Annotated in this window: 6 protein-coding genes; all 6 read right to left on the bottom strand. The window is 41.7% G+C overall.

Features of this window, described 5'->3' with window-relative positions; translation table 11 throughout:
- Positions 1 to 61: 61 nt before the first annotated feature.
- Positions 62 to 808: a protein phosphatase 2C domain-containing protein gene (locus AC6I5A_RS00775; RefSeq protein WP_034610583.1), complete on the bottom strand. Its 747-nt coding sequence runs from the start codon at positions 806 to 808 to the stop codon at positions 62 to 64.
- Complete coding sequence (locus tag AC6I5A_RS00770; RefSeq protein WP_052167801.1) at positions 805 to 1,503, bottom strand: VWA domain-containing protein; 699 nt, start codon at positions 1,501 to 1,503, stop codon at positions 805 to 807. Before AC6I5A_RS00770 ends, AC6I5A_RS00775 begins: the two co-directional genes overlap by 4 nt.
- A gap of 251 nt (positions 1,504 to 1,754) precedes the next feature.
- Complete coding sequence (gene brxL / locus AC6I5A_RS00765; RefSeq protein ID WP_034610581.1) at positions 1,755 to 3,818, bottom strand: protease Lon-related BREX system protein BrxL; 2,064 nt, start codon at positions 3,816 to 3,818, stop codon at positions 1,755 to 1,757.
- Between the two features lie 12 nt (positions 3,819 to 3,830).
- A complete protein-coding gene (pglZ, locus tag AC6I5A_RS00760) occupies positions 3,831 to 6,353 on the bottom strand; it encodes a BREX-1 system phosphatase PglZ type A (RefSeq protein ID WP_034610579.1) in 2,523 nt (840 codons plus the stop codon).
- Positions 6,354 to 6,374: 21 nt separating this feature from the next.
- Complete coding sequence (gene pglX, locus AC6I5A_RS00755; protein ID WP_034610578.1) at positions 6,375 to 9,950, bottom strand: BREX-1 system adenine-specific DNA-methyltransferase PglX; 3,576 nt, start codon at positions 9,948 to 9,950, stop codon at positions 6,375 to 6,377.
- A gap of 280 nt (positions 9,951 to 10,230) precedes the next feature.
- The coding region (gene brxC / locus AC6I5A_RS00750; protein WP_034610577.1) for a BREX system P-loop protein BrxC at positions 10,231 to 13,270 on the bottom strand (3,040 nt) is incomplete at its 5' end.

The raw sequence follows: 13,270 nt of genomic DNA, 5'->3' as shown, positions 1-13,270 counted from the left end.
TACAATATCTGTAAGCAAATACTTAGTGCCGCTCGTAGATGTAATCAGCTTCCCTTCCAGATTATTCATCTGTGTAATCCTCCAGTATCCCAATGACAATGCTCTTATCATCACCATTTTTTGTATCTAAAACCTGGGCCCATGCTTTTAGTTCGATCTCCACTTGCTTCTCATTACTTTTTCCTAATTGGCGAATATAGTCCAGAAAATCATATTCACTACCAGGCTCTATTTCTTTTGCTATACCATCCGTCATTAAAATAATGCCAGAATTATCTAAGTTATCAATTTTAATTACTTCTAATAATATGGAGGCCTTAAGTACTGCTTCTCCCAAAGCATAGGTTTCTGTAGTGTAAAACGAATCTTCATCACGTAACAGATAATTATTGCCTTCTAACTTTGCAATAATAGTTCCATCTCCAATTTTGCCAAGTAAAACTTTATTGCTAATTACTATTGCGAAGTTTAAAGTGGTTGCGTAATTATTCCAATTGCCACTTATCCTTGATTTCCAACTCTGAACAATAAATTTCTTAATAGCATCTTCATTTTCAATGTTGATTTCTTTGCAAACAATTGCATCAAGTAGCTCCGAAACAACTGTAACAGCAAACTCAGAACCTTGCTTAGAGTTACTGCATGAACTGACACCATCGGCAGCTACAAAAGCAATTCCTTTCCCCTTATTAGTGAATACGCCCAAGGAATCTTGGTTTTCTAAACCTGCTGCCACATGATTGCTTCCGCGTCTAGTATAAAGAAATATCTTCCCGTATTCCGTTTCACTAATGTCATAATTTATCATATCAATATCTCATCATCTTCTGCATTACTATCAAATTTTAAAAAGCTCTGTATATCATCTGGATTTACACTTGTCATTCTGCTAATTGTTGACATAGTTATCCACTTAAAGAGCTTGGATATTTCATTAGCATCCGAAGCCGTCATCGGCTTTGTGCCATTGTTCAAAAAGGCTTTTAGCATATTCAAATCAGTACCATCGTCAACACTCATAGCTACTCTGAGGCACTTAGAACTTCTTGGCATACTATGCAGTTTTTCTATGGGTTTCCATTTCAAATATTCTTCTATTGATGCATTCTGTCCACCTGGGAAATCTGTCGGATAGCCGTCACTTAATAGAACAATCGTTGGCAAGTAATCTTTAGAGTGAACTATTCCTCTATCCTCAATAATATTTGTAACAACAGATATAGCCTCACCCATTGGTGTCTTTCCGTCCGCTGTCAATTCTTCAAATATAATTTCATCTACATTTGTAGGGTACTGTTGTATTAGCACTTTACCACCAAATGTGATGATACTTATTTCAAAAACACCTCTTATATCATCAACATTCCTCAATGTAGCAATCATGTCTTGAATCGCTTTATTGACAGCCTGAATCTTTACTCCATCCATACTTCCGCTAGAATCCGCTAATATAAAAATAGGCAATGCCCTCTCTTTAGTTATTGTAAAATCATTTAATCCCATCTTTAATATCCTCCTTGTTTATTATGACCAATCGCTATGCATGAGGCTTTGTACCAGTATCAAACAATACCCTAGTCCTGACAGCGACCTATTTTCGTTTCTTCGGCCTACTTAATCGACTCAACGGATACCCCAGCGCAATTTCCCGCTAAAACAGAATCTCCTTTATAGTATTTCTTGCACGAAACCTTACACCCTTTCCTTTTTAGAATGATCCAGTCGACCCACTTCTGAGTTTACTTTTTAACAAATCACTCTACCCCCAACGCCTTAAACACCGCATCTTCCGCACTCTGGTAGAAGATGATATTGAAGCAGCCAATCAAATCAGAAGGCACGGTTCCCAGATCGACCGCAGAAGTGATTGGAAGCAGAACCTTCTTGGCGCCGCTATCCAAGCATACCTGCAAAGTGTTGGCGAGTTCCTCAACCTTCTTGATGGTGCCGCCAATACTTAAATCACCCAGCATAACAGCACTGCTGATGGCTGGCTTATGTAAGGCAATGGAACAGATGGCAACCACGGCTGGTAAGGTCAGACACTTAGTCATGCCAATACCATTTAAGTCCTGAACATTCATCAGATAATCTTTCGTAGTCGTGCTGATCGAGGCACTAATGTTTCTACTGTTGGCTTTCAGATAACGGTAGGCCGTATCAACAGCTTCTCTTGCTTCACGATCTGAACCAATCCCAGTTCGCTCAAATTTACCGGTTCCTGTAGACATCTGCATTTCTAATTTGTAAACGCCGATCATGCCAGACTTGCCATGAGATACCGTGTAAATATGCCCAGGTTTTCCCATGCCTTCCGGTATGAGCTTACCGCCACCTTGCTCAGGGACGGGAACAAACTCTTCATTAAATGTCTCAATGTCAATATAGGAAAAATTCACGTCGTAGAATTCCATGCCGCCAATCTTTTTCATCTGTTCCTTTACCCTGCGACGCATCTCCAACGCAAACCTCAAAATTTCTTCTACATTTTCTTTGGTAAACTGACCGTCGGGGTGGAGCAGCTTCACCAGCCCTGATACGGTCTTCTTTACCGCAATGACATCCCGCTGGTTCAAATTGTTCCCCAGCTTAAAGTATTTTTCATAGGCATCTGCATAGGAAATCTTCCGCAACTCCCGCATGATTTCCGAGAAAAAATCCGTGATGAAGCCAAAGTCATCGGTGAAATACTGTGGCCTGTATTTTGGAACTTCCCAGCCCGGGATGTAGCAATGCATACGATCCAGAAAAGCTGTATCATTTGCCATCGCCTCCGGAAATGGTTCAAACAGATGGGATGTTTTCAATATCACATCCACACTCTGATTGATATTGCCCACAAACGCCATGGAAGCATAGGCGTTTTTTTCTTCCTTTCCTCTTGCGAAAGAGCCGGAAGCCATGTAATCCTTCATGATCTGCACGCCGTCCTGATCCTTGAATTTGATCCCGGCCACTTCATCGAAAGTCACACAATCCCACATGCCAACCAGGCCTACCGTTTTATTCGCCATGTTATAAAACAGGTTGGCCACTGTGGTCTGGCCGCCAGAAATCAAAATGCTGTTTGGGCTGATTTCCTTGTAGATATGGGATTTACCCGTGCCTCTCGGGCCAAGTTCGCACAGGTTATAGTTATTTTCAATCAGGGGAATCAGTCTGGCTAAGTGCAGCCATTTCACCCGCTTATCAAACTGGGAAGGCTCCATGCCGGTACTTCTCAGGACCAGATCAAGCCATTCCTCATCGGAAAAATTCGCTCTGGCTGTCTTAACTTCCTCGATATCCAGGCTGGGCATCTGAATCGGGGTCAGCTTACGAATAATGAACGGACTACGGTTTTTATCCGCTTCATCATAGAAGTATTCCATCTGGACAATGCACCAGATACCGCCGCAGAGCAGCCGTTCATAATCGGAAACGTACTTTTCGGCAATCGGAACATTCTTAAGGCCCAGATTGGAGAACTCAGATTCGTAGATGTCACTTTTATAGTTCAGTTTCACGGACACTTTATCAATGACAGTGTAGCTGCCTCTCTCACGAAGCTTGGAGATGATTTTCTGAGCCTCATCCGGCCGCACATAGTTTTCAGCCAGAATCTGCTTGACGTTTTGCACGCCGGCTTCAATTTCATCCTCGTTCCGAGAAGAACAATACATCCCAAGAAGGTATTCCAGCACATAGACCGGAACATTGGCACCTTCTTTGATCTTTTTAGTCAGGTCTTTGCGGACTATTTTACCGGCAAAATAGGTATGCAGTTTTTCTAACAAGTCATCTGTACCGTTGCCAGTTCCTTGTTCCAACTCACTCATGCGCTCACCACCTTATACGCTAAAGCCAAAGTCATCGGCAAAAGCAATATCCATTACCACACCATGCCGGAAGACTGCCAAATCATTCTTTTCATCATAAGCCACCAGATAATATCGCTTGGCCTTATCATACTGTTTATTTTTAAAGTTGAACCTCAGCCGGAAGATTCTCTTTTGCGGATCAACATCCTTTTTATCTGCAACATAGATACACTCATTGGAGATTTTCTCATTGTCTTCGGAAATAAAGAAGACCTTATAGCTGGTTGCCTTGACCACATCACTGACCGGTTCCGATTGAATGAAATCTAAGGAAGAAATCAGGTTCGTGATCTTTTGAACCATGCTGACCAGCATAATCTGCGCCGGACGGGTTTCCATATGTCCTTTTTCCGTCTTCACATCAATCACAGGCACAATCATTTCCTGCGGCGAAGAGCCACCATGGACATAATTCTGGCCACCCCCGGCTACCTTGAACACATTGGAGCTGACCGGGAAAGATACCACTTTATTGTCACTGTTATCAAGGATTCTGCCCATCGAGACGGAGACAACTCCATCATCCTGCACTGGTTGTTCTGAGATGATAAAGCGGCGGTTGACAAGGGCTTCCTTACCGGCAGCATTGGCAATCTTATCACTTTCTTGCAGCCTGTCCCGTTTATAGATAAAGCCATGATCCGCTGTCACGATACAATGCTGGGTATTGGCGCTGACAGATAGACGCTTAATCAACGCAAAGATTTCATCAATTGCTTCTTCGCAGGCAGTAAAGACCTCATTTTCTGTATTCGGCTTATCCCCACGGGCATCAATCTGGTTGTGGTAAATATAGACCACATCCATACCGGTAAATATCTCTCGCAGTTCAGCCTTTTTCATCGTTTTTACAGCATCAAATTGAACGCACCGGCTGTTAGACGCATAGTTTTTTAAGATTGCCTCACGCTGCTTCAAATCATCGCAAGGCATCCCATCAACCAGCACCTTGTAATCATCGGTCATTTCCAACGTCTTATGCGGCAGCAGAGCAGCCATCCCCAGCCTTGTATATGATGGTAGCACACTCAGCATGGCATTCAATTTAACGGTACATTTTTCGTCGTCTTGCAATTTCAAGAAAAGCGAACGCCCCACTTCATAGCGCAGGGCATCAGAAATAATCACAACGACCCGATCCTTGCTGGAACGGATATATTGATTATAGAAATTGCGCTGCAATGGTAGGACAGGCAACCTATCCTCTTTAACCAGACAAGAGTTCCATTTGGTAAGCACCTTAGAGAGATATTCATTGGTGTAGATATTCTCAATCAAGTCACGCAGTTTCTCGAAAAATGTGTTTTCACTTAGCTGATTATAATAGTAATAGAACTTTCGATAGTGCTTATCAATCAAGCAGTCGGAAGCAAGGTACTGATCCACAATGCCTTTGAAGCTGTCTTGGCCATGATAGTTGGCTGCCAAAATCAAATAATAGGCATTTTCTAAAAGAAGATACTTAACCTGACAGCTTTCTCCGAAATGCTTTTTGCGGCGTTCCTGACAAACCGCAGGAATAGTGAGGTCACCCAGCTTTGCCCCGCTATCCTCGTTCAAAAGTCTGTCATTCACCCAACTGATCATAAAACGATCTATTACCGCAAAGGTATCACATGCAAGCAGATCCTCCGGCTTATAAGTCTCAAACGCAGTAGCTACATTCAGCCCATTGGCAACATAGGCTGAGATTTCATTATATTTCGCTCGGTACAGCACGTTGTTCATAAGGCTATCCAGAAATGCAATAATATTACCGGATTTATAGGACACAAAGCTTTTCCAGGCCTGGGGCGGCTCACCATGAAGATATCGTTCTGTATAGGTCACAAACATAGTAATGGTCAGCTTCTCCAGGGTCGGCTTCACGTCGGTATAGCCAAACTGTTCCTCGCAAAGCCGCCAGAAGGCAGCAAGCAGATCGTATTTTTCAAACTCCGCAAGGAACTTATTGTCTTCAAGGCTGTCATCCGTCAGGACAACACGCACAACCTCATCGAAAAAGGCAGTTCTGGTCTTGCAGAGCACGCTCATCAGCGCCACTTCAATGGTTTCTCTGGTAAAGTTCTCAATTTCCAAATCATAGAATCGCTGAGTGCGCTCCTTGGCTCCAAAGAACTTGATATATTTTTGAATGACTGGTTTGTACTGTGCATCAATTCCGAGGTCAGCGGTGAGCAAGGATGCCCGGTCTGCGAAGAACTGCTTAGAATAAAGCAGTGTATCCTCCAGATGATTATCTCGCACATTTGGCCGTGGAAATGGAGCATAAATTAGATAGTTGGTCGTACGATCCTGACGCTCCAGAAAGTATTTAGTATAGAACTGGTTATCCTGTTCCAAGTGATAAACCTTGGCATTGACCAGCTCCAGTGTATCAATATCATCAGTGAACTCCGCTTTATCATCATACCAGAAAACTAGTTTTCTGGTTTCTCCGGTAAATTCAGCATTGAGTTTGTCGGTGATTTGTTTGAGGTTCAATTCGGCCATAACACAAACCTCCTTTCTGCATTAGATTTTTGCCAGCACTTCAAGCTTCTGGCCGTCGGTACCTGTCTGGACTTTTTCGTAGTTGACCTTCACGCCATCATCCAAATCTATGGCAATACGCGCAAGAGCTAAATGAGCAATTTTCTCATCATATTCTTTGGTTTCTTTCAGCTGCTTCATAAGCTTTTCTTTCCGTTTTGTAGCAGCGGTCACTTCACGGGCATTGCCGCTGTTCTCTATGGTTTCCTGCATTCTGGAAATCTCGTTATCATACACACGCTGCATACGGTGGAGGTAATCAATACGCAAGTTGCCAATGGTATCTGCATTATAACGGTGCATATAGACAAGAGCCTTAAAACCGTCAGTTTTTCCGCTGTTAAACAGCCAATATATCGGGCGCTTCTGATAAACTTTGCAATGATCCTTGAAAAAATCCTTAACAAAGTAGTTGCGAATAATCTCTCGTGATGTATTACCTTTGTTTCCCAACGCTTTTGCAATAAAATCAAGATTTTCTTCAACTGTTTCTTCACCATATACTTTCTTAACAAACATGACAAACAGACCTACTATATCATCTTGAAAGTATTCATCATCAGTGATCGGTATTATATTATCTTTGTCTGGGATAAACGTACTGTACTTGCTATTATCCCATTGTCCACCTGCGAAAGCCAATCCGTGAAGATCCAAGGAATATCTACCGAACATGCATCCGACAGCATAAGAAACAAGCCCCTTAATATCACTTACTAAATCTGCTTTATAAAGCGTTACATCTTTATCTTTTACAGCCGGAGTAAGTTCATCTTGTAATCCGTAAATATTAATAAATATTTTATTTAATTCTTCCTCATTCTCTTTTAGTTGAGTGAAACGATTATTGCACTCATTCTGCCAATTTTCAAATGCAGATTGCACAGAATCGCCATTAATTAATGGGTGCTTGGTAAAATCCCACGATGTTTCAAAACAATCCCAATCGAGCCTAGAAATTTCTATATTCTCTTTAGCTATATTACATATCTTATTTTCAAAAATTGCACTTCGTAAATATGGAACATTATTTACACTATCTATTGTGAAACCAAGCGTTGGGTTAATTATTTTAAGAATTTTATTTACGACATTTGTATTCAAAAGTGCAATCAAAAAATAATCAATACTTGTATTCATATTAAAATACACTGCGTTCGAGGTAACATCATTCAGCATGCCTTCAGTGCATAATTTGCTACTAAATGTTTCACCAATTAAAGAAAAAGCAATGCTTTTTTTGAAGTAATTATCCGATGTCCTTAATCTATACGTAGATTTTGACACAGTATTTTTTATATCGAATGCATTATTATGTAAATTAATTACATATTCAATATTGCCATACCATTTTTTAACTCCGCCACCTTTGTTATATCTATACCATTTATACTGTTTAGAATAAATATCATCATATTTGCGAGCTTCACTATTAGTATTACATTTAGAAACCTCATACCATTTCCTCAAAAAAATCTCATTTTTTCCTGTTTTTATACCGCTATCCACTTTAAATTTTGTAGATATGTTTTTACTATCCTTGAATATTTCTTTTAATTTATCTGAACACCAATATGAGAATACAAAATTTGGCATTTCGTAAAACTCGTAATGTGACAAGACTGTATTTCTTGAATTATTGGTTGGAAAAACCAACGGTATTTCATTATCTAAATCTCTTTCGTTCATATAAATATAATTGCCATAATAGCTCAGAGTTCGTTTACTCAATATTATTGCAACAGTTGAAAATCCCAACATTAACTTAATGTCCATGTGCAATAAAGAAACTACACTCTCTTGATTCAATATATTTTCTCTAATATTTAGATACGCTGGTAAAAACATCCACGATTCTGTCGTAATCATACTAATATAACCATTTTTTTTACAAAGCAAGTTACATTTTATTATAAACATACTTATTAAGTCCGTATTAAAAGCAGCATAATTTTGCTTTGACCATTCTACGAACTTGTAATTCATATCATCAAGATCCCGATATGGAGGATTTGTAACAACCACATCATATTGCTGTGCAATAACCATTCCAATATTAAGCAGGACACTAAGTTGTTTCTGTGTAGCTTCCAAACCTATGGTTTCCATTGACATTTGTTCATTATCTTCAAACTTACATATAAAACTAAAAAGTAAATCCCAGTTATAGTGATCGACACTCAATATAGAACCGTATTCCTTCGCATCAGTAAATGTATCCAGCAAATTTTGTATATGAAAGGCTGCTGTGTTTCGCTCTATCTCGTCCATGCCAGCGCCAAAGTATTGAAGCTGACTGCGATTGATGTCATTGCTTTCCTGAATAACGTAGACATGGCAATCCGTTTCACCGTTGAGAATACGACGGTTATACTGTCTTGCCTTCATCATTACGGCAAAATAGGCTAGCTGATAGGCACGATTGTCGATATCCAGACCATAAATATTATTTTCTACAATGTTCTTAGCCGCATCACGCTGGCTGTAGCCGTAGCTTTCATAAATCTGCATCAGCACATCGAAAGCGTACACCAAAATATGACCACTGCCCATACAAGGATCGATCACCTTAATGTCTTCCGGGTGTATAGTCTTGTATTCCTCGCGGATGACCTCCAGCTGCTTTTGAACATCGGCTTCCTGCTCAGCCTCGTCCAGATAATACTTCCACTCAGCTTTCAGGGCATCGTTTGGATGACCTTCCAGCCACAAACGACCAAGGCTGTTTTCCACCATATAGCGGACGATCCAATCCGGCGTAAATAGCTGCGTAGCCGCTGGAATATGCTCTTTCGTGATCTTCACGTTCTTTTTAAGCAGAGCAAAGGTTTCATCTTTAGGTTCAGTATTGTAATACTGATACATCCAGCCGATGATCTCAACCTGCCCCTCTTTGGACACATTAAAGTCATCCTCAGAAATATCATGTACCAGATGATATACCACGCCATCCTGATCTGTAAAAGCTACATTCATCAGAAGCTCGGTATAGTCATTAGTTCGCTCAAACAGCTCCGGCAGAATGGCATTCAACGCGTTGCACTGCTTGATAAAAAGCATACGAAAAAGCTCATCCAAATGATTGTCATTTTTCAGCTGCATAATACGGTCTTTTTCATAGGGAGTATACTCCAAGTCAGCATCCATGGGATGTGTAACTAAATCTGGCTCGGACTTATTGCTGCTTTCCGAGGATAGTACCCGAATATGAGTTGGCAGATAGTCGTTTACTTCCATGAAACGCACGGCAATCAGGCGATTGAACCAAGTGTAGGCAACTTCTTCAACCAGATTTTTATAGGCAGTCTTATAATCGGTCTGGCTGGCCTTGCGCTGAATTTCCTCAGCCAACTTTTTACGTTGTTCAATTTCCACACTGGTAATGGAGTACGGCTCCTTTGTGCCAATATCAAAAAACTGAACTGTCTGTGTGGACTGGGGCAGAGGGCTATTAATTTCTTTCTCCGTGATTCCAAGCAGTCCGGCTTTATATGTGATCTCTGCGATGAGCTTGTTTCTTGCCCATATTGCATAGTTTTTAATTGCTGTCTTATTCATCTGCGCTTCCTCCTGATTGCTTGTGGATTGCTTAAAACAGCATCGCTTTAAGCCCTCATAAACAATCTCTTTAACAAATAAATCCTGTTTGCCAATTTCATTGCAAACTTGTTAATCAACGAAACGGATAGTTTGTTGATTACTCTCATTTCTTATTAAACAAAACGGCTATTTCGTTTAATAACGTTTTCGCTTAATCAACAGTTTGCTGGTTTCGTTTAATAATGCATTATCTAAAAACGTTGATATAATCTGTTCATGCGGTTTTCTCCCAGGTAAACTAGAACTCAATATTGACAATCGTATCCTCATCCAGCTCTTTTAGAATCTGTTCTTTCAGCGCAGCCATATATTTATCTATATCCTGAGCGGTCTCAATCTGCCAGGAAGCAGACAGGCTGATCGTCTTGATGCTGATGCTCTTTCGCTTTTTCATCTTAGGCTGTGGTTTGGGCTCCGGGTTTTCGCCATCAACATAAGGAGAGGTTCCTTCGGCGACTTTATCCTTGGCAATCTGCTCATCCCTCTTGGACATTTCATTGAGCAGACGGACTTTCAGGGCATCCGCTTCCACTTTAATGTTCTGCAAAGTCGCCACATTATTGCAATGGGTGGCCTTGTCATGAATTTCACTAAACAGCCTGATGAAGCGGTCGCTGAACTCTGCCTTATAGGACTTGGTGTTAAGAACTGCAAACACCCTGGTTCTAGCATCGTTAATGGCGGCCAGTATTGGAGCTTCCATGCTTGTCAGAACACGCATATAGGCATCATTAAAGTGATCCAACAGTTCTGGCAGTTTCGGAATTTCACTGTACGGTGCCTCTTTTTTCAGAATAGCTTTCACCGCAGCAACGTATTCTTCGACCCTGTCATCCACAATAAAGGTCTTGCTTTCATCGTAAATGTTCATCAAGCGCAGCGCACGTTCAAAGATGGTCTTCTGCTCACCGGCAAAGAATGCTTTGACCGGCTCATAATCCTCAGCAAAGTCAAGGTAAGCGTCTCTGTCAGAAGGGATTTTCTTAAAAAATTCCATAGGGGATTGAATCTGAATGGTCGTACGCAGCAAGCTCTTACCCGTGGCGACAGTCTTTTTGCCTGGCAAAGACTGGTTGTTATCCATAATTTCAAATTTCTCCAGCTCATTGAGCACATTCTGGCTGTAGGTCTGGAAGGAACGCATCATCGAATCATCGTCATCATTGACACTGGAAACGCCAAACAACTCCTTCATGACTTCGCGAACAGCCTTTTTCTGTTCTGGGCGGGATTTTTCCCGCAGTTCGGCGAGCAGCTTTTCCACGTATTCTTTCTTGGTGATATAACGGACGATTTCTTCCTCCGATTTATTGAGCAGCGTAACACTGCTGCCATTCACGGTGAAGGAAACATCGCCGTTCTTAAACAGTTTTGCAACCAGCCATTCCACATCATCTTCCACAAAGCCGTAAGGAGCTTTCATGAAGCGATCCATTAAGCTTTTCAGAGAGGTTTTCAGGTGCATGGCGGAATTGCCGGCAATGTAGCTAAGCATGTCATTCAGGGCATGCACATTCGGTTCTGTGCCACCTTCGAGAGTCAGAGTCTGCTGTTTGGAAGTTTTAAATAAGGCCCGGATATTAGCTTCACTCATCGCCGCATCAATATAAGGCAGCTTGTGGTAAACAGTGGCCACAAGGCGGCCAAGGGCATCATTGATCCGAGAAGTTACTTCCTTGGAGCCAATCTGTGCTTTGTCACCATTGACATAGATATTCGCATTCTTCATGGCCTCCACCAAGAACAACTTGGCATTGCCGTTTCTTTCACGCATTTCTACACGCTTGGCTTCTTTGATCTGCTCAAACTTAGCCAGGGCATTAGAAGTGGTCAGACGTAGATATTTTTCAATTTTCAGTGCACTTCTCAGTTCGTTCAAAAAGGCAGCGTCATTTGGCAGCACGACAAGCACTTCCTTGCCCTGGCCGGATATCATACGAAGCGTTGTTTCCTCCTGACCGTAGTCGGAGCTTGGGGTCAATACCCGCACCCCGATATCATAGTTCTGGTTGGACTTATACGGACGCTCGTCCACCATCTGGTTAAAGGCAAAGCTATACCGTCCATTAAAGGCCGGATAGCGGTATTTTTTATCGCTGAAGATATCTTCAAAAATCAACTCGGAAACCTTGCTGATCACCTCAGCCATTTCCACATTCTGACTTTCAATTTCACGGTTGATTTCCTGTTCTTCATCCGTCAGGAAGACATAGATGTCACCATTCTTCTGCACCAGCATCTGACGAACAAGAACTTTAAGAGCTTCCTCGACCTGCTTTTTCAAAGCAATACGGTCGGTATCAATTTCCGCGATCATCAGGCTGGTGATATTATCAATGTTGGCGGTAATCTCTTTGACATATTTGATCATAAAAAGGGTTTTCAGGACGTTGACATTGAAACAATCTGCTTTATGGTCAGGATTGATGTAGTTATTGTCCATTGCCCGGGTGATAACACCCTTATGGCTGTGATCCAAGAACTGGTGCAGTGCATCATAGAAAACATTGAAGGGAATCATGGCCCCGTCCTGCTCATTCATCAGTTTCATCGCCGATTCCTTGAACAAGGCAATCATGGAACGCTCGCCCTCCGACAAATGCTTACCGGATGCGCCATGGGTTCTGATGGAAGTCAACACGCTTGCAAGCAGGTTGAACTGATAAGGCACAAAAGGGTAAACAGCAGCAAAGTCATTGTCATCAGCATACAGCTTTTTCTCCACCCCATCATTGAAAACGATCAAGTTCTTGATGATGGTTGCTTTTTGCTCATAGAGCAATCGCAGAGTCTGTTCCGCAGTAGTGGTTTTAGCTAAGATTCTTTTCTTGATCACTTCATCCACGTTGGCCGAGGAAAGTGAAAGGCGGGTATCAAAACGCCCCTGGATTTTAGAGAAGTCATTGCCCTTTGTTTTGGTGACGGAATCAATATCCTGCTGGCTGGTTACAACGATCCAGACCTTACCCTGACAAGCCGTTCCCAAGTCCTCAGTCACGGTTTGCAGGTTCAGCATCAATTTAGAATCATCACCTATGTACTGACCAATCTCATCCACCAAAAAGACTATGTGATGGTTGTGGCCTTTCCGGTCGAGGTATTCCTTAACCATTTTGGCAAAGTTTTCGATGCTAATGCGATAAGGTTCCGTTGCTTTTTCACACCAGTTCCTTGCAGCCGCCTCACTCATGAAATCCATTTCGCCCAGAACATCTACAATACTATCCTGAATGAAATCAAATTTATTTCTGGATTCTTCCCACGTTTTACCAAAATCT

The organism is Desulfosporosinus sp. Tol-M2, assembly GCF_059735615.1.
This window is presented reverse-complemented; position numbering and strand designations above follow the sequence as displayed.